Raw genomic sequence first — 25,933 nt, 5'->3', positions numbered from 1 at the left:
GGCGAGGGCCCTCCGTCGAGCATCGAGCAGCACGGCGATCAATTCATTAATCCACGTGAAAGAATTCGTTGGAAGCGAACATGGCGCGGGCGAGGGCCGACCAGGCTTCCGACTCGCAGCGGTCGTCGGCGCAGCCCTCAGCAACGAGGCTGGCCTGATACTGGGCAAGGAAGGTCTCGGCCCGGTCGCGTTCGTCGTCGGTCGGCCGGCGGCCGAAGGCAAGCAGATACGCGTGTTGGAGCCGGGTGTCGTGGTCGGCCAGGTTGCTCACGAGCCGATCGGCGAACCGCTCGGCCTGGTCGTGGACGAACGTGTTGTTGAGCAGATAGAGGGCCTGGAGCGAAACGGTCGAGCTGTCTCGCATGGCGGTTGTGGCCCCGGCATCCGGCCCGTTGAACAGGGAGAGATACGGGTGGGGGTGGAGCCGCTGGACCATCAGGTAGACGCTTCGGTGTTCCGACGGATAGAGCGCCTTGAATTGATGGTGCGCGGTGAAGGTCCACGTGTTGACATCCGGGAACGGGTGCGGGCCGGGGCGATCGGTCTTCAGGTTGCCACCGAGGGCAAGGAGGCCGTCGCGGAGGGCCTCGGCGTCGAGCGGGCGGCGGTCGAACCGCCAGTACCAGGCGTTGCCGGTGTCGATCGCCTCGTTGTTCGCGTCTCGGGTCGAAGCGAGGCGGTAGGTCTCGGACCGCATGATCCGGCGGTGCATCTCCTTGATGGACCAGCCGGAGGCGATGAAGTCGCTCGCGAGCCATTCGAGCAGGTCGGGATGGGTGGGAGGGGTGCCCCGGAGGCCGAAGTCGGACGGGGTGGCGACGATCGGCTTGCCGAAGTGGTGCTGCCAGAGGCGGTTGACCATGACCCGAGCGACCAGATCGCGCGGGGGGCCGTCGGTCAGCCACTTGGCCAGGGCCAGGCGGCCGCTGCCGGTCTCGGGCAGGTCGATGGTGCCGGAGGGGTCAAGGACGCGGAGGACGCCTCGGGGGACGACCTCGCCCAGGTTGCGCGGGTCGCCGCCTTTCTGGAACTTCGCGTCGGTCGGCTCGCCGTCTCGGACGGCGTAGGCTTTGGGAGCGAGGGCCTCGGGACCGGCCTCCTCAAGCTGTTTCAGCTCGGTCTTCACACCGTTGATGCGGCGGTTCTGGCTTCGGGTGGTCCGCGACAGCTCGACCTCGGCCCGTTCGATCCGGTCGGGGAGGCCGACGAACTGCTCGACCGCGGCGGCGAAGCCGGCATCGCCGATCGCCTCGGTTGCCTCGGCCTCGGTGGAGCTCAGCTCGGCCTTCAGGCGAGTGAATGTCTCGTTGTACTGCGATTCGAACTCGGAGAGCCGAGACGGGGGAACGAGCGGGGCGAACTCGCTCGGCCGTCGGACTTCCTCGGCCCCGGCAAAGGGGTACTTCGCACCGGCGAAGAAGCCATAGAGCGCGTAATAGTCATTCGCACTGATCGGGTCGAACTTGTGGTCGTGGCATCGGGCGCATCGCATCGAGAGCCCGAGGACCACCTGGCCGGTCGTGTGCAGGCTGTCTTCGATAATCTGGTGGATGTCTTCCAGCTTGCGGGTGCCGAACCGCTTCGACTGGGCGATGAACCCGGTGGCGATGACCTGCCGGGCGTAGTCGTCTTCGGGGCCTTCGAGGGCGAGGATGTCGCCGGCAAGCTGTTCGTGAAGGAACCGGTCGTAGGGGATGTCGGCGTTGAAGGCGTCGATGACGTAATCGCGGTAGAGGTACGCCTCTCGGATCGGGTAGTCCGAGTTATCGCCGGCGGTGTCGGCGTAGCGGGCGAGGTCGAGCCAGTAGCGTCCCCAGCGCTCGCCGTAATGAGGCGAGGCGAGAAGCTCCTCGATCAATCGGTCGTAGGCGTCGGGCCGTTCGTCGTTGACGAAGGCCTCGACCCGATCCGGCTCGGGAGGCAAGCCGATGAGGTCGAAGGTGGCGCGACGGATCAAGGCGCGGCGGTCGGCCCGATCGACGGGGTAGACGCCCGCCTCGCGCTGCTTCGCGGCGATGAGCTGGTCGATCGGCTCGGTGGCCCAGCCGGTCGGATCGATGGGGGGCTCGATCGGGCGGAGCGGCCCGAAGGCCCAGTGGGTTTTCCCCTCGATCGGCGCGCGAGCGGCCGCCTCGGGCCAGGGGGCACCAGCGGCGATCCAGGCGGCGAAGTCGTCTCGAGCCTCCCTGGAAAGGGGCTCGTCGGGGGGCATCTTGAGCAGCTCGTCCTCGTGGGAGATGGCGAAGGTGAGCAGGCTTTCTTCAGGAGCACCCGGCTCGATGGCCGGGCCGCTGACGCCGCCGTCGAGCATTGCCTGCCGACTATCGAGCCGCAGGCCGCCGTTCTGCTTCACCTCGCCGTGGCAGGTGACGCAGGACTCGGCCAGGACCGGACGAATCTTGACCTCGAAGAAGGTTTCCGAGGCTGCATCGGGTGTCTGGGCCTGGGCTTCGAGGCCGCCTCTCCCGCAGACCAACGCCGCCGAAACCATCAAGACCGATGCCGTCCGATTCAACATCGCGTGCCTCCCCCGCGTGGGCCGGGCGATGGGGACGAGATTATTTAACAACCATTGGACGAGCGTATCAGCCTCGGTGACGGGTCGCAAGTCCGAAGCCTTCGGCCGGGAGTGCCGGACGATTCGGGTCAACGGTGGGGCGATGATGGGAAACCCCTCGGTGGTAACGGCTCGTGCGCCTCTGGTGCGCCTTCGGGTGCGCTGATGGCCAATAACGCTCTTTCTGAAATGATAGGGACTTGCGTCAAATCGACGCTTTCGTTTCGGGATTCCGAGGCGTGATCGCACGAAAGCGTAAGACGAACCGGCGAGCCGGGAGGCTTCCCGGAGCTGGTGGGGGCAGGTCGGTTTCGCGGTTGCCAGGTGCGCGGCTCGGTGCGCCACCTGGTGCGCCGAGAAATACGGCCGTAGGTTGTTTTTTGAGAGGGAGTTACGCCGATTCGTCCGTTTCGTTTCGGGAAAGACGCGGCAGGGGCGCGGCGGGTTCGTTGGAGTGGTGGAGGCCAGGCTTCGGTGGGATCGGGTGCGCGATTGGTGCGCCGCCGGGTGCGCCTCGGGTGCGCCTGGCATGATTGACGCTTCTGACTTCCGGTTCTGGATTTGCGCCGATTGATCCCGTTCGTTTCGAGCATTGGGCGCGGGCACTTGGGTTCGTTTCGCGCCGACGGCGGGCCGGGGGGATTGCGATGCGCGGAGCGTTTGAGGGCTCGGGGGAGCAAGAGGCCCCGAGGGGAGATCGGATCGTGGGCAGGGGGAGGCAGGGTGCATTGGCGGTCGGGCGTCGAGGGCTCAAGCTGCGGTGCGGGGTTCGGAAGGGGGAAGGTCCACAACAACATCATCGAAAAATTCAAGGGCGGTAGTCACAGGAACTTGGGAATGGGAGGACGGAGTGTTCCGGGGCTGGCGGAGTTGAAGACGAAGCGCCGATGGCTCGATCGCGGGTCGGGGGGGTCGTGAGGGCGGCGGGACGGTCGGCTCGGCAATCGCTCTTGTCGGAGGGGGAGATCGTGTCATGATGGTCAGATGTCACCGAGTGCGCGCGGTCGCCTCTCGGGAGGGATCACCCGCTTGGGACGAGATTCACTTCAATCCGGGCAATTCTGGTTATGCCTCGGTTTCTTCATACGGCAGACATCCACCTCGACAGTCCGATGTGCGGGCTGGAGCGGTATGACGGCGCGCCGATCGATCGGCTACGGTCGAGCACGCGGCGGGCCTTGAAGCGCATGGTGGAGCTGGCGATTGAGCAGCGGGTTGATTTCGTCCTGATTGCCGGCGACCTCTACGACGGGACCTGGCGTGATTACAACACGGGGCTGTTTCTTCGCAAGACGCTCGAAGCGCTCATTGATGCGAAGATTCCGGTCTTCATCATCGCGGGCAACCACGATGCGCAGAACAAGATGACCCGGTCCCTCTCGCTGCCCGAGGGGATCACGATGCTCGACACCGACAAACCGCAGACAATTCCCCTGAGCGAGCTGGACGTGATGATTCACGGCCAGGGGTTTGCCACGGCGGCAGTCACGCAGGATCTTTCTGCCCGATACCCGGCGCCGACCGGCGGGTGTCTGAACATCGGCATGCTGCACACCTGCGTGGCCGGGGCCGAGGGGCACGAACGCTACGCACCGTGCTCGGTTGAAGGGTTGCGGGCGAAGGGGTATGACTACTGGGCGCTCGGTCATATTCATCTGAGGCACGACGTGGCGGGGGATCCGTCGATCGTCTTCCCGGGCAACCTGCAAGGGCGGCACATCCGCGAGACGGGGCCGAAAGGGTGCCTGATCGTCGATCTGGAGCCGGGCCAGGAGCCGCGATCGACGTTCCACCGGCTCGATGTGATGCGCTGGGAGGTTTGCGATCTGGACGCCTCGGACCTGGAGCGGCCGAGCGATCTGCTCGCCCTGGTCGATCAGGAACTGCACCGCCTGCTCGACGAGGAGGACGACCCCGACCGCTTGCTGGCGGTGCGGGTCCGGGTGCTGGGGGCGAGTCGTTGGCACGAGGCGTTTGTGGCCGATCGCGCCCGGTGGATCAATGAGATTCGGGCCGAGGGCTTGTCGATCGACGGTGATCGGCTCTGGATCGAGCGGGTGAAGCTCTCGACCCGGCCCTTGCTGCGGGCTTCGGAGCGGGACGGCGACGGCCCGATCGACGCCTTGATGAGCCTGGTCGATTCGTACCGCAGCGACGATCAGGCGCTGCGAGACCTGGGCGATCGGCTGGCGGACCTGAGGCGCAAGCTCCCCTCGGAATTCACGACCGGCGACGACCCATTGAGCCTCGACGACCCGGACTGGCTCCGCGAGATGCTCGACCGGGCCGGGCCGCTCCTCTTGCACCGGCTCCGCGCCGCGAACGAGCCGCACTCATGAGACTCCGACGCCTCGACCTCCTGGCCTTTGGGCCGTTTACCGACCTGTCGCTCGATCTTTCGGCCGGATCGTTCGGCCTGCATCTGATCCACGGACCGAACGAGGCCGGGAAAAGCTCGACCCTGCGTGCGATTCACGACCTGTTTTACGGCATTCCACACCGATCGAGTGACAACTTTGTTCATGAACACAACCAGATGTGCGTTGGGGCCGAGATTGAAGACCGCGCGGGGAACGTGCTCGCCTTCCAGCGTCGAAAAAAGAACAAGAATGCGTTGACGTCATCCGACGACCCCGCGACGACCATTGAGGGCGAAACGCTTGATCGCTTTCTCGGCGGGGTCGATGCGGAGACTTTCGAGGCGCTCTTCGGGATCGACCACGAACGGCTCGTGAAGGGGGGCAAGGCGATCTTGGAAGGGGAGGGGCAGGTCGGTCAGCTGCTCTTTGCGGCCGGATCGGGCCTGACGGGCCTGAAAGCGGCAACCGGAACGCTTCAAAAGGAACTTGAGAGTCTGTTCAAGCCGAAGGGCCAGATTCCTGAGATCAACCGCTTGCTCTCGGAACTGACGGCGTTGCGCAAGCAGGTTCAGGAGTCGCAACTGCCGAGCGACGAGTGGAACCGGCATCACGAGGGGCTGCGCGATGCGATGCGGGCGAAGGAGGAGTACGACCTCGCTCGCCAGGATCGCTCGCGAGCCCGGAACCGGCTGGTGCGCATTCAAAGCGCGTTGAAGCCGATCGCCGAACGAGACGAGCTGCTCACGCGGTTCGAAGGATTGGCCCATGTCGTCCCGCTTGCCGACGACTTTGCCGAGCGGCACCGATCGGCCCGAGAGTCGCTGACCCGAGCCCTGGCGCTGGCCGAACAGGCGAAGGCGGATCGTGATGAGCTGACCGCTTCACTTGACGCGATCGCCGTTCCCGATGACTTGCTCGCGCACGGGGAGACCATCGAGTCGCTTCACCAGCGGCTGGGAGCGTACCTGAAGGGGCAGCACGACCGGCCCGACCTGCGGTCGAGGCAGACGAGCGACGAGCATTTCGCGCGGAATCTGCTGGTGGAGCTGGGGAAGCCTCGGGATCTGGAGCAGGCCGCGGCGCTTCGGCTCCGAGGGGACGAGCCGGAGCTGATCCGCGAACTCGGGCGCGAACATGCGTCGATTGAAACCAGCCTCGACCGCCATCGGCAGGCGTTCGAGTCGCAGAAGGCTCGCCTGGGGGAATTGACCGAAGACCTCAACACGATTGGTCCGGAGCCGGAGATCACCCCGCTGCGCCGGGTGGTTCAACGGTGCCGGAAGCTCGGTGATCCGGAGGAGGAGTTGCGGGCCTGGCAGTCGGCTCGCGAGCAGGAGGAGCGGAGCCTGCAGCGGGCGCTTCAAGGCTTGCCCCACTGGGACGGTTCACTTGAGGAGCTGGCCCAGCTTCGGCCGCCGCTTGAGGAGACGATTGCCGAGGCGTTGCAGGCGATCACCGTGCATGGGCAGCGGCTCCAGCAAGGTGATCGCGATCTGGCGACCCTGACGCGGGATCTGGAGGCGGTCGAGGTTCAGATTCGCACCTTGACGCTCGAACAAGACGTGCCGACCGAGGCCGATCTGGCCGAGGCCCGATTCCGTCGTGACAAGGGCTGGCAGCTAGTCCGGCGCTCGTGGATCGATCGGGCCGCGCCGGGAGACGACACGGCTGCGTTTATCGCCGAGTTCGCGCCGGGAGGAGCGCTCGACGGGGCCTTCGAGCGTAGCCTGTTGCGGGCAGATGAACAGGCCGACCGGCTCCGCCGCGAGGCTGATCGGGCCGCGACCCTGGCCCATCATCATGCGCAGCGAGAGACGCTCGAAGGCCGCCGGGCTGATCTCCGGGAGGCGAGGGAACGCGAGTCGGAGGCTCTGGAACGCCTCCGGCAACGGTGGGCCGAGCGGCTCCGATCGCTCGGGCTGCCGACTCCACTTGGCCCGGAAGAACTGCGCGGTTGGCTCCGCCGCCGCGAGGCGATTGTGGAGGCTGGAGAGGCGTTCCGGCTGCGGGACGAGCAGATCGAATCCCTTCAACGCACCATCAACGAGCATCGGGAGGCGATCGCCTCGGCCTTGCCGGCGGGCTTGGAGGCGAAGGGGAGCGAGACCGAGGCGCTGGCCGATCGGCTGGAGCACGCCGAGGCCGTGATTGCCGAGGTCGAGGAGCGTCGGACGCGGCGCAAGGAGGTGGAGAAAAACGTCCAGCACGCCCGCCGCGAACGGGACGAGGCCGAGCGGAGGCTCTTGGAATCGACCCGACATCGTGAGCAATGGCACGGCCGATGGGGTCCGTTGATGGCCCGAATCGGGCTCGAACCCGAAGCGACTCCGGCTCAAGCCGACTCGTTTCTGGATCGGATTGACGCCCTGTTCGGCCACCTGGAGAACGCCCGAGGGTTCAAGGCCCGGATTGAAGGGATTGACCGCGACGCCAGGGAATTTGCCCAGGACGTCGCCGGGGTCTGCCAGGCGATCGCCCTTGATCTGGTTGAGCGGCCGGTCGAAACGACTGTGGCCGAGCTGTACCGCCGGCTTGGCGAGGCAAGGGACCGGCGTAAGCATTGGGAAACGACCCGGCAGAATCTTGAAGCCGTGGTCGCGAAGCTTCGATCGGCCGAGCAAACGATTCTTCACGAACAGGCTCGGCTTGAGGCGCTTTGTCAGGAAGCCCGCTGCGCATCGGCCGACGAACTGCCCGAGGCCGAGGCAAGAGCCGCCGAGCGGTCGAGGGTGGAACGCGAACTGCGCCGCGTGGACGATCAGATCCGAGACTTGAGCGCAGGGGCCTCGCTGGAGGAGTTCATCGCCGAGGTGAAATCGATTGATGCGGATGCGATTGATCTGCGACTTCAGGAACTGGAAGCGGAGCTGGAGACGATCGAGGAGCAACGATCGAGCCTGGATCAGACGATCGGCGGCGAGCGGGAGTGGCTGCGATCGCAACAGGGGGGAGACGATGCGGCATTGGCGGCCGAGCGGACGCAGTCGCTGCTGGCCGAGCTGCGGTCGAAGGTGGAGGACTACGCGGCGCTGCGGATCGCCGCCGAGCTGCTGCACCGGGGAATCGAGCAGTTCCGCGAGGAGCACCAAGGGCCGGTCATCCGCCGCGCCGGCGAGCTGTTCGCCGAGCTGACCTGCGGTTCGTTCCAGGGGCTTGACTTCGACGAGGATGACCAGGGGAGGCCCGTCTTGCTCGGCGTGCGGAACGGTCTGCGAGTGGGGGTGTCGGCGATGAGCGACGGCAGTTGCGACCAGCTTTACCTGGCCCTTCGCCTGGCGAGCCTGGAAGGATGGCTCGACCGGCACGAGCCGATTCCCTTGATCGCCGACGACATTCTCTTGAACTTTGATGATGAGCGCTCCGCCGCAGCGCTTCGCGCCCTGGGAGAGCTGTCGAAGCGGACGCAGGTGTTGTTTTTCACGCATCACGAGCATCTGGTGGAGCTGGCCCAATCGAAGCTGCCGCCCGAGGTGTTGTTCCTGCATCGGCTGGAACGTTCGGCCGTTTCGGCGACCGCGTGACACCGAGTGGTCTGGACGGCGCATTCCTGGCAAGGCCGGGGCAGGGCGCTGCCTTGACGCGTGCGCCGGGGGCTGGGACGCTGGTGCGATTGTCCTGCCAGGTGCCAGCCGAACGCGGTTGGAGCGGCGAAGTGAACGAAGGACCTGACCGTCATGCCCGAGCCCGAGCCTTCCCCTTCCCTATCTCCTTCCTCTGAGAAGCCCGACGACCTGGCCGCGCTGGCCGACCTGGCCGAGTCGTATCGGACGATGCGATCGGAGATCGCCAAGGTGATCATCGGCCAGGATGAGGTGGTCGAGCAGTTACTGATCAGCCTGTTCGCAAAGGGGCATGTGTTGCTCGTGGGCGTCCCGGGGCTGGCCAAGACGTTGCTTGTGGGGACGGTGGCGAAGATCTTGCATCTGAGCTTCCGGAGGATTCAGTTCACGCCGGACATGATGCCCTCGGACATCACCGGGACCGATATTCTGCAGGACGACCCCGAGACGGGTCGCAGGCATTTTGTGTTCATTCGGGGTCCGTTGTTTGCCAACGTGGTACTGGCCGACGAGGTGAACCGGACGCCTCCGAAAACACAGGCGGCCCTGCTCGAAGCGATGCAGGAGCGGCACGTTTCGGCCGGGGGGCAGACGTTCGACCTGCCCGACCCGTTCTTCGTCCTGGCCACGCAGAACCCGATCGAGCAGGAAGGGACGTATCCCTTGCCCGAGGCCCAGCTCGACCGCTTTATGCTCAACGTTCGCGTGCCGTATCCGACCCCCGATGAGGAGCTGGAAATTCTCCGACGGACGACCGGAGAGCCCAGCCCCGACCCCGAAGCCTTCCTGACGGCCGACACGATATTGACGCTGCAACGCCTTGTGCGACGGGTGCCCGTTCCCGACCACGTCTTCCGCTACGCCCGCGACCTTGTCCGCGCGAGTCGTCCCGACCAGCCCGAGGCCACGGCGTTTGTCCGCACGAATGTTTCGTGGGGAGCCGGCCCGAGGGCAGGTCAGGCGCTCATCCTTTGCGCCAAGGCCCGAGCCGTCTTGCATGGCCGGTTCGCGGCCGGCATCGACGACGTGAACGCCGTCGCTCGTCCCGTCTTGCGGCACCGGATCGTCACCACCTTCCACGCCGAGGCCGAGGGGATCGACGCCGACCGCGTGATCGGCCAGTTGCTCGACGACGTGCCCAACCCGCTGGCAACCGCGGCCGATCGGCTGACGGGTGCTCGATAAATCGCTCGGACTGGTTCTGAGCCTGCTTCGACCTCTCCCGGATCACCCCATGCCCCCGAACACGCCTCCCGACCCGACGGCCGACCTCGATCCCGAAGCGCTGGCGCGGTTCGGGAGGCTGGAATTGCTGGCAAAGCTGGTGGTCGAGGGGGTGGTAAGCGGATTGCACCGGAGCCCGTTCAAGGGGTTCTCGGTCGAGTTCGCCGAGCATCGGCCGTATGGGCCGGGGGATGAGATTCGGCATATCGACTGGCGGGCGTTTGGCAAGACGGATCGGTATTACGTCCGCGAATATGAAGAAGAAACGAATCTGAAAGCGTACCTTGTGCTCGATACGTCGGGCAGCATGGCCTTTGCTGGTCGGACGATTGCGAAGCTGGAGCAGGCGAGGCGGCTGGCGGCATCACTGGCCTACTTGATGATTCGTCAGCGCGATGCGGTGGGGCTGGTGACGTTCGACGGCGAGGTGCGGTCGATGATTCCGGCGCGATCGGCTCCGGGGCACTTCTCGGTCCTTTGCCGGGCGATGGAGCAGGCGACGCCGGGCGGAGAGGCACCGTTGCACCGGGTTTTGCACGCTCTGGCCGAGCGGATTCGACGGCGAGGCTTGATCGTGATCTTTTCCGATGGGCTGGATGACCTCGATGCGCTTTGCCAGTCACTCCGGCACCTCAGGCATCGGCATCATGAGGTTCTGTTCTTCCAGATCCTTGCGCCTGAGGAAGAATCGTTCGACTTCGCCGGACCCGTCCGGTTCCAGGATCTGGAGGTGAGCGGCCGGGCCATGCGGGTCGACCCGTCGAGCCTGCGACGGACCTACCTGGAGCGATTCCAGACGCACTGCCGATTGCTCCGGGAGCGACTGCTGGGCATGAGGGCCGACTACCAGTACGCCCCGACCTCCGAGCCTCCCGAACGCATCTTGCTCGACTACCTCGCCCGCCGCACGGGCCGAGCACATGGTCTGCCCCGATCCTGAGCATTTCGGCGGCTCGGCACTGCGAGGCACTGACGACCCTGGTAGGAATTGAGTCGGGAGTGGTAAGGTGGAAGGGTCGATCGACGTGCGCGGCCGGAGTCGACCCCGGCCGACGCGGTACGTATCCCACTGCGGACGAGCACCCACGGAGAGGGCGACCATGCGGCTTCGGATCTTCGTGTTTCTCCTCATCGGAATCGGGAGCGGGCACCTCATCGGCGGAGCGTTAGTCCGGGCCGATGAGCTGGAAGAGGCTCGCCGCGACTGGCAAACCGGCCGCTACGCGAGGGCCCTGGAACGGTTGGAAGCCCTCGAACCGGCCGACCCGGGCGAGGCCTCCCGAGTCGCCCGTCAGAAGGCCGATTGCCTGCGGAGCATGGGACGGATCGACGAGGCGATCGAAACCCTCGACGCCCTGGCCGGCGCTGAGGAGCCGGATGCCGAGGTGCTCGGCATGCTCGCCGAATTGCAGTTCCAACGGGGACAGTGGGACGCCGCCGACGACCTCGTCGCCCAGGCGCTGGAGGCGGACACTCTCTGCCGACGCGCTCGGTGGGTCGCGGCCCTCTTGCACGACGCAAGGGGAGAGACGAAGGAAGCCCTCGAAGCCTATCGCTGGTTCATCCGAGACTTCAATGCCCGTAACAAGGAAGCCCGGCGCGATCCGGACGCCTTGATCCTCATCGGCCAGGCCGCCCAGCGGTATTACCGGGCCACGGCTCGCGGCGAAGACCTGGCGCAATCGCTCAACGATGTGATCAATGAGCTGTATGAAGGGGCCTTGAAGGTTGATCCCCGAGCCTGGCAAGCGGCCTGGCTGCAAGGGGAGCTGTTCTTCGACGGCTATCAGCAAGGGAATGCCCGCCGAGAGCTGAACCGGGCCCTGCTCATCAACCCGAGCGCGGCCGAGGTGCTGGTGACGCTCGGCCGGATCGACCTGGACAATTACGCGTTGAGCGACGGACGATCGAAGGCCGAGGCCGCGCTGGAGATCAATCCATCGTATGCCCCCGCGCTGGTCTTGCTGGCCGATCTGAACATCTCGGACGAGCGGTTTACGGACGCGCTGGAGGCGTCGAAGAATGCGGTGGGGCTGAATCCTCGCGATCAGGACGCGCTGGCTCGGCTGGCGGCGTCGTATCAGTTGCTGGTGCAGCCGATTGGGGCGGCGGCGGCCGAAGCGGCGGCGCTGCGTGATACCCCCCGGCCGGTGGCCTTTTACGAGGCGCTGGGTGATCGGCTGGCCGATCGCCGCAAGTATCATCCGGCCGAACGGGCTTTTCTCGAAGCCATTGCGGCCGATCCTGCCGCGGCGGGTCCGAAGGTGGGGCTGGGGATGCTCTACATGCAGATCGGCCGCGAAACCGAGGCCCGGGCCCTGTTCGACGTGGCCTTCGATGCCGACCCGTTCAACATTCGTGCCGACAACATGATGAAAGTGCTCGATCATATGGCCTCGTACGAGGCGATCGAGACGGACCATTACATTGTGCTGGTCGACCCGACGCAGGATCTGCTGCTCGGGCGCTACATGGCCGATTATCTGGAGAAAGTTCACCCCGAGCTGGTGGAGCGGTTTGGATTCGAGCCGCCGGGGAAGACCTCGATCCAGATCATGAAGGATCACGAGAAGTTCAGCGGACGCACGACGGCATTGCCGTTCATCCCGACGGTCGGGGCCTGCACCGGCAAGGTAGTGGCGCTGGCCAGCCCGGCGGCGACGCGGCAGGCGTTCAACTGGGCTCGGGTGCTGACGCATGAGGTCGCTCACGTGATCACCTTGCAACAAACGAATTTCAACATTCCGCACTGGTACACCGAGGCCCTGGCTGTTGAGAGCGAGGGCGGCCCGAGGCCGCAGGCCTGGAACAAGCTGCTCGTTGATCGGGTGCCGAAGCGGAACCTGTTGAATCTGGAGACGATCAACCTCGGCTTCATCCGGCCGAAAGAGCCGGACGAGCGGCAACTGGCCTACTGCCAGGCCCAGCTTTATGCCCGGTACATGGTCGAACGGTTCGGAGCGGGGGCGCTGGCTGACCTGCTGGAAGCGTATCGCCTGGGTATGACGACAAAGGAGGCAGTCGAATCGACCTTTGGCGTGCCGGTCGAGGACTTCGAGGAAGGGTATCTGGCGCATCTCGACGCGGTGGTGGAGACGATCCGGACGCGTGTCGAGGACGAGGAATCCGTTTCCTTCTCCCGTCTCTTGCTCGACACCCGCAAGGAGCCCGACAACGCCGAGCTGAACGCGAAGGTCGCGTACGAGTACTTTGCCCGGCGTGACTACAAGAGTGCCCGGCCGTTTGCGGAAAAGGCGCTCGAACTGGAACCGCATCAGCCGCTCGCCTCGTATGTGATGGCTCGGGTGATGATGCTCATTGGCGACGATGCGAAGGCGCTCGAGCTGCTCCGCCCCGCCGTGGACGAGGACCGACCGAACGAGCGGGTGGTGGATCTCCTGGCCGAGCTGACGATGAAGGACGGCGACCTGGAGGAAGCCGCCCGGCTGTACGAGCTGGCCCGCCGCGACGATCCCTTGAACTCGAAGTGGCTCGCGGGCCTGGCCCGCGTGCATCTGCGTCAAGGAGACGTGGACGCCTTCCTCGGCGACCTCGCCCGGCTGGCCGAAAACGACCCGGATGATCTTTCCGTCCGCAAGGTTCTGGCCGAGCGTCATCTGGCGCGTGAGGACTTCGAGCAGGCCGCTCGATGGGCAGAGGAATGCCTTTATATTGATGTGAACGACGTCACGGCGCACACGGTCCTGGGCGACGCCTACGCCGGTCTCGGCCGCCATGCCGAGGCGGCGAGGGAGTTCGAGGTCGCGCTCGGCCTTGAGCCGCAAGACCCCGACGCCCTGCGGGTCAAGCGAGCCCGAGCCCTCGCCGCCGACGGAGCAGAGGACGAGGCCCGATCGGTGCTCGAGAGCGTTCTCGAACGCTCTCCCGACCATACGGACGCCAAGTCCCTTCGAGACGAGTTGGGCGCCGGGGCGGGTCCGCGATGACCGCTCGTCTCACGCTCAGGCGGTCCGCCGTGACCTTCTGAATCGTGACCTGCCGACGCCCGAGGGGAGCGTTTCCGGGTTCGCGTCCGCTCGCGAACCCAGGACGATCACGCTTGAATCCACCTGTTGAATTCTTGAAACGATCATTGTTTGGCCATTCTTCCCATTGGGTCGCTTGACCACGAATGACCCTGCATAAAAAGGCGCGAGAACACTTGACTCTCTCACCATGATTGCGCAAAGATAATCTCGCTCTTGGGTGATGTGGCTTCCGCAATCTCACACGCGGCAACCATCAAGACAGGAGACGAGTCATGTCGCAAGGCCTTGATTCTGAGCAGAGTTCGCTTGGCAGCGATCGCCCAGTGTCCTCGCAATTGGGGCAGCGTGACCGGTATTTTGCGGTGGCGGAGAGGCACTCGGGCAGTCACACCCTGGGGTCCTTGATTACCGGGATTCGGAGGAACCTCGGATATGAACGCTACCCCTCTCGTGTGAGAAACGCCTTTTCAGGCAAGATCGGCGATTGGGCCGAGACAAACGAGACGTTGTTCCAGGGGCCACCGTCGGACGAAGCAATCGAAACCTTCACCCAGCGGGAAACGGCTTTCTTCAGGACCCAGGGCTTTGGGACTGCACTCTTCGGCAGTGTTTTGTCGCAGGACGACCGGGCCGAGTTGCTGAGGACGCAGCGAGACCATCCGCAGGCGTTCGGGATTGTCGCGAGCAACATCCTTCACAGGAAATTCCCACCGCCTGACGAGCCGTTCTCCGGCATCGGCATGCCACCGGGGAACCCGTAACCCTGCACGCCAACCCATGCGACCAGATTCCTCTCGAACAGTGCCGAGGGGGACTTCGCTCCTAATGGTTCCGATCAGAAGTAGACCTGGAAGCGGAACCAGAACAGGTCGCTGGTTAACTGAAGCTGCTCGTACGGCTCGGATCGGAGCAGGACTGGACTACCGAACATGCTGTGCTGCCAGCCGGCAAACACCTTGATGTACTGGGTCATGTACCAGTTCAGGCCCAGGTCGATCGAGGTGACCTCGTCGGTCCAGAGGTTCGGATCGGCAAATCCGCCTGTGAAGACCTCATCACCAACGTTGAGGTAGTTGTAGCGGAAGGCCAGTTCGAGCGCACCGGGACCTCGGCGGCCCTGGCGAATGTCAAAGGGCCGCAGCGGCGCGACGACCCCTCGGGAGGTCACTTCCTCTCCGGTCAGGAAGTAGCCGGCGGCCACGTAGTAGCTCTGTACCGGCGATCGGGTCCGCTCCAGGGGGGTCTCGGCAAAGGCGTACGTCTCGTAACCGCTTTGCCATTCGCCAATAAGAGAGAGCTGGCGATAGTACCAGGCCAGGTGCAGCGACCAGAGGGCCCGCTCGCCGGATTCGAGGACCCCATCGTTGAAGAGCAGGAACGGCGTCCCGATCGCGGCGTTGGCCGTGGTGGGGACGTTCAGCCGAAGGACACGAGGGACTCTTGGCTCAATCTGGTGTCCGGCGTTGAGCGATCCGCCCACGCTGAAGTTCTGGAGCATGCGGGAATCGGTGAAGGCAAAGGGCCGGGTATTGACGTAGGCCGCCACGTCCTTGCCATTATCGGCGTCGATGAAGGCATTCCGGCTGCCGTTGAAGATGCCGGCGGCGTACTCGATGCGTTTGTCGAGGAAGCTGCCCCAGGCCATCACGCCAACGTCTCGGTTCAGGCCGAAGTTATTGAAGAACTGGGAGCGCTCGGGGGTGATCAGGCCGTTGATGGGAAGTCCGTAGAACTCGTAGGTAAAGGGAGTCTTATAGCGACCGGCGCGGATCTGGAACCGGTCGTCAAACCGGATGTTGAGAAAGGCGTCGAGCAGGTTCAGGTTGTCGAAACCCTGGTTGAGTGCGACGTAATACTCGAACGGCCGGGTGAGCTGGCCGTTGAAGATGAACCACTGGCGAGGGACGGCGAAGGTATCTCGCGAAAAGGTTTGCCCTCCCTGCTGGTAGAAGCGGCCGTCCACCTGGGTCAGGTTGTGGAACTGGATGACGAACTCATCATCCTCGGAGCTGATCTGGAAACCTGGGCCGAACTTCGTCTTGCCGTTGAGGCTCAAGGGGGCGGCGGGCATGTCGGCCACGGAGGCTCCCGGATAGCCGGGGGGCATGAGCGATCGGCCCTGGGCGTCGCTTCCCGATCCGGGACCGGCGAAGGATGGGGGCGGACTGCTCGTTGACGGTCCCCCGGGCATGACCGAGGACAGCGACTCCGAGCCGCTCGAAGCCTGAACCGGAACCACCGCCTGATCGGGCGGGCCTCCCTGGAGTTCAATCACGCGCTGTTCCAGGGCTTGCTGTCGCACGAGGCTGGCACGCATCAACTCCTGTAATTCCGCCACCTGGGCCTGCAATTCCGCGATCGAAGGCTCCGACGCGGGCAGGGCAGACTCCACTGGGGGCAGCTCGACCTCGGGACGAGACGGCTCCTGGCCCCAAGCTGCCGAGAAGGGGATTCCGGCGAGAACGAGCTTCAGAACAACCCGCTTCACTCTCGTTGGAATGGCAAGGTTTGTGGTCATTCGTTCGTGCCCTTTTCCCGCGAGAGACGGGCCATGAACCCTCTGAGAGGTTCGAGCTTCGGCTTCGGACGAATCGAATAATCGGCAGATCTGGCCTGACAATCCAATCCAATCCAATCGATCCAACGAAACCCGGGATTCCGACGGGTCTTCCTGGCCTGGTTTTGCGAATCGATCCAGGCGACGTGAGGCGCGGTGACCGAATGCACTGACACCAATGAGACGCCCCAGGGCAGGCACAACCGATTCGCTCGAAAAAAGCCCTTGATCCGTTTCGATCGGGTGGCAATCGCGGCGATCCAGGCTCTTGGGCCGCTCGGTCGGACACGAGGATCGGCAAGACCTGTACAGGCCGACCCGCAGGGCAAACCGAGGCCGATCCGGCCCGATCGGCCGTTGAGAGCGTGCCGATCATGGAGGACGTGTGGCTCTTCGGAGACGGCGTGTCGAGCGATCGACGGGCGGGGCCGGAGGCTTCGAGCACGCACCCGACCAATTCAGGGAGGAATCGGGATGATGAGCAAGCGAGACAGGACGGGTCGGCCGGCTCGACGGACTTACCGGCCGGCCATCGGCGATGCCCTCGAATCACGACAACTGATGTCGACCCTGACCCCCGGTGCCCGCTTCCTGCAGCAACGGGCCATGCTCGCGCAGCAACTGGGCTTCGGCACTCGCGGCCACGTCCAGCGGTTTGTGACCGCGGCCGGCAGCGCGGTGACGGTGACCGACACCGACGGCGAACGCTATCGGGTGCAACTGACCGGCGAGGGGGCGGTGACGTCGACCTCGTTGCCCGACGGCCGGATCGGCCTGGTCGTGCGAGGGACGAACACGCTGAGTGAGCTGGATATTGTTCCGCTGCCGCGGGTTCGGGTTCCTCGGGGTGCTCATACGTTCGGCCCGTTCAAGGGGTTTGGCGACGGGATGTTGAACGTCGGCCTGCTTGACGTGTATGGCCCGATCAACGGCATTTTCGGCTACAACACGGCCAAGCTGAGCGGCCCGCTGATCGTCCGCAGCGATTCCACGGTCGATCGGATTGCGATCGCCGAGATGGAGCCGGGCGCGACAGTCGATGTGGCAGGCACGCTGAACCAGTTGGAGATTCTCCGCAGCGCCCACCTGGCGGGGCCGGATACCGGCATTCGGACGGGTCTGGATCTGAACGTCCTGAACGTGGGCGGCTACCTGACGATGACCGACGGGGCGAGCGTTCAGATCGGCCGCGACCTGGGCTTGCTCGAACAGCCGGCCTCGGGCACGGGCCTGGGAGGGCGAGGGGCTCGGATTGACGGCGGGGTGCTGGTCGATGTGGGCAGCATCTTCCGGATCAACCGGACGCTGGCCGGGCCGTTCCTTGATCTGGGAGATTTCGTCGGGACGAGCCGATTCTCGGTCCAGAATCCGTTCCCGCCAGGTCTGTTCCTGGTCGTCGGCAACCAGATTCCCTGATCGAGCGCTTGCGAATCGCTCCGGGCCGACCGTGGCAAAGGTCGGCCCGGGGCTGGCAATTCTCGGCCCCTGGCTTTAACATTGAGCCGTGATGAGCGAATCTTCCGCCGGAGGGATGACGCTGGGCGCGTTGCAGCGTCGAATCGCCTCGCTCTACGGCGTCAAGGATGCCGCGCGAGGTGACGCCGCGACGTTCCTCTGGCTGACCGCCGAGTTCGGCGAGCTGGCCGAGGCGCTTCGCAGCGGGAGCGATGAGGATCTCGCCCTGGAGATGGCCGACGTGCTCGCCTGGCTGGCGACACTGGCCAACCTTCGCGGGATCGACCTCGACGCGGCGGTGCGGCGCAAGTACGGCCAGGGCTGCCCCGGCTGCGGTGGCGAACCTTGCCGCTGCGACCCGTCCGAGAAGCCCTGAGCCCCCGATCGGCCTCGCGACCGCTTGAACCGCCTTCACAGACATTCGCCCTCTGGTGGTTGGGACGACACTCGATCCGATCTTGCTTCCTCTCGACGTACGGAATGCCTTCACCCCTCGACGACGCCACTGTTGGATCGGCCCAGTTCTTCCGGACGGGGCACCGAGGCGCTGCGGTCTCCTTGCGAGCGAGGCAAGGGTGCTGGCCAATCGGTGTCTTCTCGTGTCCCCAGATCCGCCCGAACCCGCCCCAGGTGACATGCAGCGACCGCGGAGAGGCACCATGAGGTCATCGTTCCGAGTTCGCCGCCCGGTCCTGGCGGCAATGGTCGCACTCGCGGCAGTTGCCGGGCTGGAACGAGGAGCCGCGACGGCGGTCGCTCGACAATCCGAGGCGGTCGTCACGATCGAGAATATCCGGGTCGGTCTGGCCGAAGATCGGGCCGATCAGGCGTACAAGATCGGCGCGTGGACTCCGGTACGGGTCGATCTTCAAGGCGGCCCCGAGCGGTTCGCCGGAGAGCTTCGGGTGATCGTTCCCGATGACGGCGGTGTGCCGACGATCGTCCGACGGCGGGTCGACGTTCCGGCCCGGTCGCTCGCCTCGTTCTTGACGTACGTTCGGCCCGGCGACACGGCCACCACGTTCCGGGTCGAGGTCTTCGACGAGAGGGGTCGGCTCAGGGCTGTCGAGACCGAAGACAACGTTTCCTGGCTCGACCCCGAGCAGATCGTGCTGGCCGTGATCGGCAATCCGGGAGGGGTTGATCTGCTGCCGAGCATGGCCGAGTATCGCTCGACCGACCCCTTGCAGGATGCCCGGCTGATCGTCTCTCGCCTGGCCGTGCCCGAGGGGGTTCCGGACCGCTGGTACGGTTACGACGCGGTCGAAGCCTTGATTCTCGACCTGAACGATCCCGGCACGCTGGAAGGCTTGCAGGATTTTCGGAGTCAGCCGCTGTTGCAGTGGGTCCGCAACGGCGGTCATCTGGTTCTAGCCGGGAGCTTCGCCCGCTGGCAAGTGGCGTCGGATCCCGACAGTGTGCTCGCCGACCTGCTGCCCGCCTTGCCCGCCGAACGGACGGAGACAGGAGACCTGGGGGCGATCGAGTCGTTCGTTGGTTCGATCGCGCCGATCACCACGCCAGGGAATCTTGTCTCGGTCACGTCGTTCACGCCGGTGCCGGGCCGAGGGGCTCGCATCCTGCTAGACGACCGATCCGTGGGCGGTCCGGTCATCGTCCGAGGGCCCTACGGCCTGGGCCGCGTGACCGTTGTCGGCCTGAGCGTCGACGAACGACCGTTCACCGACTGGCGCGATCGCAATGCCTTCTGGTCCCGCGTGCTCGACCTCGGCGGCCGAGAGGCGACGGTGAGCGAGACGAGCACCTCAAGCGCGTTTTACACGGGAGAGGTCCGCGACCTGTCGAGCTATCTGCACCGTTCGCTGGAACAGTTTCAGGGGGTCCGGCTGGTTCCTTTCGGGTGGGTCGCGGGGTTTGTATTCCTGTACATCCTGCTGATCGGCCCGGGCGATTACTTCTTCCTGAAGCGCATCGTGAAGCGAATGGAGCTGACCTGGATCACCTTCCCGGCGATCGTGGTGATCGTCAGCCTGATCGCCTACGCCACGGCCTACGCGGTCAAGGGAACGGACCTGCGGATCAACCGGGTCGATGTGGTCGACGTTGACCAGGGCTTCGGCGACGGCGACCGCTATCTGGCCCGGGGAACGAGCTTCGCCACGATCTTTAGCCCCCAGAACCGCGACTACGACGTCAGCGTCCTTCCCTTGCCGATCGACACCGACGCCCCCGAAACCGCCGAGCCGTTGCCCGCCGGCGAGGTGGATGAGGTGATTACCACCTGGTTCGGCACCGCCGAGCGCAGCTTCGGCGGCATGGGGAACACCGGCGGGATGGCTCTGACCAGCACCGGCTACGCCTATCAGTCGCCGAACGACCCGATGTCGAGTACCCCGCCGTCGGAACTGTCGGGCGTTCGCGTGCCCATCTGGACGACCCGGGCGCTAATGGGGACCTGGTACGACGACATGCCCCCGGCGATCGACGCCGAGCTGACCGACCTGGGCGGCAATCGGCTCGACGGGACGATTACCAACCGCCTCGGCCGGACGATGAATCAGGTGCTCATCGCCTATTCCGGGGATGTCTACCTGTTCGACCAGCCGATTGCCCCCGGCGAGACGGTCCGGATCACCTCGGCCAGCAACCGGAACCTGACCGGATACCTCGACCAGATCGCCCGAAACTTCAACCAGATCTATACCTACGACCCCAACGCCACGGTGACGGTCTCCCGAGGGGACCTGATCCGATCGCTCAGCTTCGCTCGAACCGGGCGTCGCCAGCGGGGGCAGAAGTCGAACCTGGTGCTCGGCCAGCTTGACCTCTCGGCGCAGCTCGACCTGGGCCGACCGATCCTCCTGGCCGAGCTGGATGGTCCGTCGTCGGCGCTCGTGCTCGATGGCGAACAACCGACCACCGCCACGCAAGAGCGATCGACCGTTCTCCGAGTCCTGCTGCCGACTCCGCTGGGCGACTAGCGTGGCCGACGGGGGTCGACACGACCTGAGCCACCCTTTCCCTCGGTGTGATCAACCTATTGATCTGATGCTTCGAGACGCCCTCAACTCAACGCCCCCCCTCGTCTGAGAGGCCCCGCCGATGATCGAAACCCGCGACCTGACCAAGATGTACGGCGACCTCTACGCCCTGAATCGCCTGAACCTGACCCTCAATCAGGGGGATGTGTATGGGTTCATTGGCCCGAACGGCGCGGGCAAGACCACGACGATGCGGATTCTCGCCACGTTGCTCAACCCGACCTGGGGCGAGGCGTACGTCTGCGGCCACTCGATCTACAACGGTGCGAAGGACATTCGCCGCGCCATCGGCTACATGCCCGACTTTTTCGGCGTCTACGACGACATGAAGGTGATCGAGTACCTCGAATTCTTCGCCGCCGCCTACCGGATCTCCGGCCCGGCCCGCAAGAAGATTTGCGAGGAGGTGCTCGAACTGGTCGACCTGACCTACAAGCGCGACGCGCTCGTGACCAGCCTCTCCCGAGGGATGACTCAGCGCCTCGGCCTGGCCCGCGTCCTTTTGCACGACCCGCAAGTGCTCTTGCTCGACGAGCCGGCCTCGGGGCTCGACCCCCGCGCCCGGATCGAGATTCGGGCCTTACTCAAGGAGCTTCGGGCGATGGGCAAGACGATTCTCGTCTCCAGCCACATCCTTCCCGAGCTGGCCGACATCTGCAACAAGATCGGCATCATCGAGCAAGGGCAGTTGCTCGTCAACGGCGCCGTTTCCGACGTGATGAAGCAGGTCCGCACCGACATCGTGCTGAACATCACCGTCGCCGACCGCATGATCGACGCCGCCGACTTCCTCGAAAAGCAGCCCGAGATCGAGTCGATCGACCAGAAGACCGACCTGAACGACCACACGTTCCTCGTTGTGAAGATGAAGCCGGAGGTTGTCACGTACGGCTTCCTGGCGCAGCGTCTGATCGAGAACGGCTTCGAGTTGACCCTCTTCCGCGAAGACGAGATCAACCTCGAAACCGCCTTCATGCACCTGACCAAGGGCATCACGAGCTAAGCACACCTTGCTTGCTTTTCTTCAGCCCAGCGCGCCAGGAATTGGGGACTGGCTTCAAGTCTTCGAGGTGCCGGTTCGCGATTGCGACAGCAAACCCCGTTGCTGAGAGAGCCGCCGGACAAGCGCCGCTCGAATCTCGGACCCGATCGACTGAGGGACTTTTCCGATGCGTCTCGCCCGGATCTCCCTGTGGCTCACGGCGATCGCGTTCGGCGGGTTCGGCCTGTGGCTGCTCATCCAGCCCGAAGGGATCACGGGGCTTGGAGTTGAGCTGACCCACCCAGTCGCCCGCGCGGAGATCAGGGCCTTCTACGGGGGACTGGAACTCGGTCTGGCCCTCTTCTTCACCGTGGCTGCCTCGCGACCGAGTTGGTTCGCGGCGGGCCTGTTCGCCCAGGCCGCGGCCCTTGGCGGCGTGGCGTTGGGCCGGATCATCGGCATCGTCGTCGATGGTGTTTCGGACAGCCTGTTCGTTGGCTTGCTCGCGGCCGAGCTGACCGGATGCCTGATCGGGATCGTCGCGCTTTGGCTCCTTGATCGGAAGCCCTGACGCAACGAACCCGCGCGGCCAAACGCACCGAGGCCGGTCCCGCGCTCTTGATGGCAGGACCGACCTCGATTCAAAGGGATGCTCAAGCGATCAGATTCTGGCAGACCCTTGGTCACGCACGCGTTTCGAAAGGTCTGCCGGTCGAGTCAAAACGGACCGATCAGAGTTGGTCGGACGAGACGACCTCGCCGCCATCTCGGGTGCCGATGCTCCAGATGACGATCTGGTTGGTCGTGTCCTTGACGAAGCGGATCAAACCGTCGGCGAGCAGGAAGTTCGCATGGCCCGGTTAGTCGAACCAGAGCGGCCAGGAACAACCTCAAGCTTCGCACGAACACTTCGTCCAATGGAGAATCAACCAGATGGTGATTTCTTTTTATGATGCGTTCATATTGTAGGCGCGGTGGTCAATGGCGTCCCGTGCAAAAACTCCCAGGCCGAGGGCGCCGGCTCCGGCAATGTGCTGGGGCTGGCGATAGTCGAATGCCTCGGTGCCGGTCGGGTCCTTGCCCGATCGGCCCACCTCGGCGACCGGGGGCATGCCTTCGGCCACGCGCTTGGCGTCGACGATCTCCCAGCAGACCCGGTCCATCGCCACCGGGTCGGTCGCGAAGAAGAGGGCACCGTACGACCAGACGTAACGCTTGACGGCGCCTGGACCTCGGTGATAGACCGCGTTCAGGCCGTCGAGGATCTGCAAAACGCTCTTCTCCTGAATCACCGGCAAGGAACAGATGGCCGGGATGAACAGGTTGCAGGTATTCGTGTCGTGCGTGCCGTGGCTGCGGGAGACGTTGTTGACCAATCCGTGACTCATATTCTTCAGCGACAAAGTCACGCCGCCCGACCCATGATCTTTCAAAACCGGGATGCAAATCAGCTTGTTGATTCTTTGCGACACGACCTTGGCCACGTGAGAGCGTCGCGTGCGATCGTCCTTCGGGTCGTGAATGCCGGGTTGGGCGTGCACGATGTCGAGCGTGGCGAAGACGTCCGGGTCGTACCGAGCGATGTCGAGCTGGGCCTCGTCGTAGGAGTCGACCGCCCAGTCCCACTGGCAGCCGTCGGGGAGATTCTCCAGGTAGCCGGCCTGGATGAACTGATCCTTGTAGCGGTCGAAGACGACGATGTCGCGCCGGGGGATACCGGCCGATTCGAGCCCCTCGACAATCGCGTGGACGGTCGCGTGGTTGCTGATCGCGTGCGGCTGGCCGACCGGGTTGACCTTGATGCCGACCACGTCACCCGGCTCGAACATCGACCGCCAGGCCTCGACCGGGTCCTCGATCCCGGTCAGGCCGGTCATGCCCCTGGCCATCATCAGGCGAACGGCGTCGAGCACCGGCTCACCGTCGATGACCGCGGCCGGGTCTTTCACCTCGACCACCCGACCAGGATAGGCTCCGGGGAAACCCTGTCCTTCGGCCAGGACCCTGGGTCCGAGGCCAGAGGCCAGCGCTCCCGGAACGATCGGGACGGCACTGCCGCCGATCAGGGTGGCCCCGGCCGCCGAAGCCGCCAGGAAGGCCCGACGATCCACACCCGACGCCACCGATGATTTTCTGGAGCATGGTCGAGATCGTCGCGGTCGCATGGTCGGGAATCCTCCAGGTGGGGATCGGACCTCCATTACGGCTCGATCGATCATCTCGCGCCGGGATCGAGGTCCGCGTTGTTTCGATTCGATCAAATGGCGAGCCGGTGCTCGCTCAGGTCACCTTCTTGTACACCGTGGCGCCCAGGACTCCAAGAATCAAGGCAAGGACCAGGAAGATCCCTACCAAAACTTTCGCGACCGTCGCGGCCCCTTCGGCCACACCACTGAATCCAAAAATTCCGGCAATCACCGCGACGATCAGTGCAATCAATGCCCATTTCAGCAGAGTCATGGTTGGCTTCCCTCATTCATCCGATTGATGGTTGAACCTGTGATTCAAGACGGATCGTTGACGCCATCACGAGCGAATGACATCACCGTGTCGGGAGCCAACCACGGCAATTTGCGTGCCAGGGTCCTGATTTCCGGGAGCGATCGTCTTGTTCAGGTCACCTCATGCCAGGAGATCGGTGACGGGGGTTCCGCGATTGATGGGCAGGGGGCGGCCAATGGGGTCGATCACCTCGGTGCCTGGGTCGATGCCGAGGGCGAAGAGGATCGTCGCGGCGAGGTCGGCGGGGCTGACGGGGTCGGAGGCAGGGTAGGCGGCCCAGCGATCGGACGAGCCGTACACCATGCCCCCTTGCACGCCGCCGCCGGCCAGCAGGGCGGAGTAGCAGCGGGGCCAGTGTTCCCGCCCGGCGTTGTTGCGGGTGATTCGGGGGTTGCGGCCGAACTCGCCGACCCAAACCACCAGGGTTTCGTCGAGCATCCCTCGCGCCGCCAGGTCGTCGAGCAGAGCCGACAGGCCGCGGTCGGTCGGCGGCATCAGGCGGTTCTTGAGGTGGTTGAAGTTGTCGAGGTGCGTATCCCAGAAGTTTTTTCGGTCGTCGTGCCAGTTGACGGTGACCAGGGGAACGCCGGCTTCAACCAGGCGACGGGCCATCAGCATGCATTGACCGTGAATGTGCCGGCCGTAGCGGTCTCGGGTGATCGGGTCTTCGCGGTCGATCTGAAAGGCGCCTCGGGCCTCGGCCGAGAGGAGGGCATCGAACGCCCGGGCCTGCGTCTTGGTCCACGACGGCGGCTCGACGGCCCCTCGATCGACGCTCGACAGCAAGTCCCGCCGCGACCGCACACGATCTGGACCGAGACCTTCGGGGAGATTGAGCCCTTCGACGCGGAACCCCTCAGCGTTCGGGTTCCCGGGCAGGAGGAACGGATCGAAGGACTTGCCGAGCCAGCCGCCGTGCTGGCCGGGAGCCTTGCCGCCAGGAGCCGCCGGATGCGCGACCGTCCAGGGCATAATGACCGACGACGGCAACGCGCCCGATCTCGGCTGCACCCGGGCGACCAATGACCCCAGGTGCGGCCAGTCGAGCGGAGAGGGGCCGTCGGCATCCGACTTCGGCCGGGGGGCGAGGTGTCCGGTCTGCTGATGATGCACGCTCGACAGGTGCGCGGGGTCATCGTGCGACATCGAGCGGATGATCGCCATCTTGTCCATCCGCTCGGCGAGCATCGGGAAGTGCTCGCTGATCTGGATGCCCGGCACCGAGGTGGCGATGGGCCGGAAGTCGCCTCGGATCTCGTCGGGGGCGTCGGGTTTCAGGTCGAGGGTTTCGAGCTGGCTCGGACCTCCCCAGGCGAAGACCAGGATGCACGCCTTCGCGCGCCCCGAGGTCGTCCGCACCGGCGAGGCCGCCGCCGATTGGGCCTGGAACAGGCCGGGAAGCGACAGGCCGCCGAGCGTGAGCGCCCCGGCCTTCAAGGCTTCTCGGCGGTTCGGACCGGCACACGGCGCAGGGAATCGCCCGCCAGGGTTTCTTGGAATCGACACAGTCGCACCCCCCTCGGTTGAGCTGGTGGGACCTCGAGACGATGTTTAACTCTCGCTCAACTTTGGCAGAAACTTACCCTAACACGAGCCAGGAGGCATGTCCATGCAATCCCCCCGGTGATCGGCCGCACGTGCCCTGGTCTGGGGTCGTGACCTTACCCGTTTCGGGCTTGCAGCTTGGTGCAGAGGCAGATCCAAACGCCTTCTGAAATCGCTGGCCCGCCTAAAGCGACGGAACC

Annotated in this window: 16 protein-coding genes; 11 read left to right on the top strand and 5 right to left on the bottom strand. The window is 64.9% G+C overall.

Translation table 11 applies throughout. The annotated features are described in order from the left end of the window. Positions 1 to 46: 46 nt before the first annotated feature. Positions 47 to 2,518 (bottom strand): PSD1 and planctomycete cytochrome C domain-containing protein, encoded by a 2,472-nt coding sequence (locus tag HG800_RS18690; protein ID WP_235963783.1) that lies wholly within the window; start codon positions 2,516 to 2,518, stop codon positions 47 to 49. A 1,106-nt stretch (positions 2,519 to 3,624) separates the two neighbouring features. Between HG800_RS18690 and HG800_RS18685 the strand changes: the two genes are divergently transcribed. The 6 genes from HG800_RS18685 (at position 3,625) to HG800_RS18660 (ending at position 14,451) form a co-directional block, all read left to right on the top strand. Beyond that, positions 3,625 to 4,896: a metallophosphoesterase family protein gene (locus HG800_RS18685; RefSeq protein ID WP_169978233.1), complete on the top strand. Its 1,272-nt coding sequence runs from the start codon at positions 3,625 to 3,627 to the stop codon at positions 4,894 to 4,896. Then, positions 4,893 to 8,438: an ATP-binding protein gene (locus HG800_RS18680; RefSeq protein ID WP_169978231.1), complete on the top strand. Its 3,546-nt coding sequence runs from the start codon at positions 4,893 to 4,895 to the stop codon at positions 8,436 to 8,438. Before HG800_RS18685 ends, HG800_RS18680 begins: the two co-directional genes overlap by 4 nt. A gap of 153 nt (positions 8,439 to 8,591) precedes the next feature. After that, entirely contained in the window at positions 8,592 to 9,662 is a 1,071-nt protein-coding gene (locus HG800_RS18675; RefSeq protein WP_169978229.1) for an AAA family ATPase, read from the top strand. Positions 9,663 to 9,711: 49 nt separating this feature from the next. Next, a complete protein-coding gene (locus HG800_RS18670; protein ID WP_169978227.1) occupies positions 9,712 to 10,641 on the top strand; it encodes a DUF58 domain-containing protein in 930 nt (309 codons plus the stop codon). Between the two features lie 160 nt (positions 10,642 to 10,801). Continuing rightward, positions 10,802 to 13,648, top strand: a complete 2,847-nt coding sequence (locus HG800_RS18665) for a tetratricopeptide repeat protein (RefSeq protein WP_169978225.1) — start codon at positions 10,802 to 10,804, stop codon at positions 13,646 to 13,648. 314 nt (positions 13,649 to 13,962) lie between these two features. Continuing rightward, a complete protein-coding gene (locus HG800_RS18660; RefSeq protein WP_169978223.1) occupies positions 13,963 to 14,451 on the top strand; it encodes a hypothetical protein in 489 nt (162 codons plus the stop codon). Between the two features lie 74 nt (positions 14,452 to 14,525). Here HG800_RS18660 and HG800_RS18655 read toward each other — a convergent pair whose 3' ends face one another. Further along, a complete protein-coding gene (locus HG800_RS18655) occupies positions 14,526 to 16,208 on the bottom strand; it encodes an OprO/OprP family phosphate-selective porin (protein ID WP_169978221.1) in 1,683 nt (560 codons plus the stop codon). Positions 16,209 to 16,721: 513 nt separating this feature from the next. Here HG800_RS18655 and HG800_RS18650 point away from each other — a divergent pair. The 5 genes from HG800_RS18650 (at position 16,722) to HG800_RS18630 (ending at position 22,257) form a co-directional block, all read left to right on the top strand. Beyond that, complete coding sequence (locus HG800_RS18650; RefSeq protein WP_169978219.1) at positions 16,722 to 17,663, top strand: hypothetical protein; 942 nt, start codon at positions 16,722 to 16,724, stop codon at positions 17,661 to 17,663. A gap of 91 nt (positions 17,664 to 17,754) precedes the next feature. After that, positions 17,755 to 18,078, top strand: a complete 324-nt coding sequence (locus HG800_RS18645) for a MazG nucleotide pyrophosphohydrolase domain-containing protein (protein WP_169978217.1) — start codon at positions 17,755 to 17,757, stop codon at positions 18,076 to 18,078. Between the two features lie 283 nt (positions 18,079 to 18,361). Then, entirely contained in the window at positions 18,362 to 20,644 is a 2,283-nt protein-coding gene (locus HG800_RS18640; protein ID WP_169978215.1) for a hypothetical protein, read from the top strand. 121 nt (positions 20,645 to 20,765) lie between these two features. Beyond that, positions 20,766 to 21,707 carry an ABC transporter ATP-binding protein gene (locus HG800_RS18635; RefSeq protein WP_169978213.1) on the top strand — a complete coding sequence of 314 codons (942 nt, stop codon included), beginning with the start codon at positions 20,766 to 20,768 and terminating at the stop codon, positions 21,705 to 21,707. Positions 21,708 to 21,873: 166 nt separating this feature from the next. Then, a complete protein-coding gene (locus tag HG800_RS18630) occupies positions 21,874 to 22,257 on the top strand; it encodes a DUF4345 family protein (RefSeq protein ID WP_169978211.1) in 384 nt (127 codons plus the stop codon). Positions 22,258 to 22,633: 376 nt separating this feature from the next. Here HG800_RS18630 and HG800_RS18625 read toward each other — a convergent pair whose 3' ends face one another. The 3 genes from HG800_RS18625 to HG800_RS18615 all read right to left on the bottom strand — a co-directional run bounded on the left by HG800_RS18625 (position 22,634) and on the right by HG800_RS18615 (position 25,694). Further along, entirely contained in the window at positions 22,634 to 23,851 is a 1,218-nt protein-coding gene (locus HG800_RS18625) for a DUF362 domain-containing protein (protein ID WP_169978209.1), read from the bottom strand. A 115-nt stretch (positions 23,852 to 23,966) separates the two neighbouring features. Next, positions 23,967 to 24,146, bottom strand: coding sequence for a DUF1328 domain-containing protein (locus HG800_RS18620; RefSeq protein WP_235963782.1), 180 nt, complete (start codon positions 24,144 to 24,146; stop codon positions 23,967 to 23,969). 162 nt (positions 24,147 to 24,308) lie between these two features. Then, a complete protein-coding gene (locus HG800_RS18615; protein ID WP_315852059.1) occupies positions 24,309 to 25,694 on the bottom strand; it encodes a DUF1501 domain-containing protein in 1,386 nt (461 codons plus the stop codon). Positions 25,695 to 25,933 lie beyond the last annotated feature (239 nt).

It is taken from the genome of Tautonia rosea, from assembly GCF_012958305.1.
GTDB classification, from domain to species: Bacteria; Planctomycetota; Planctomycetia; order Isosphaerales; family Isosphaeraceae; genus Tautonia; species Tautonia rosea.
Note: the sequence above shows the minus strand (reverse complement) of the source record. Positions and strands in the feature narration are given on the sequence as shown.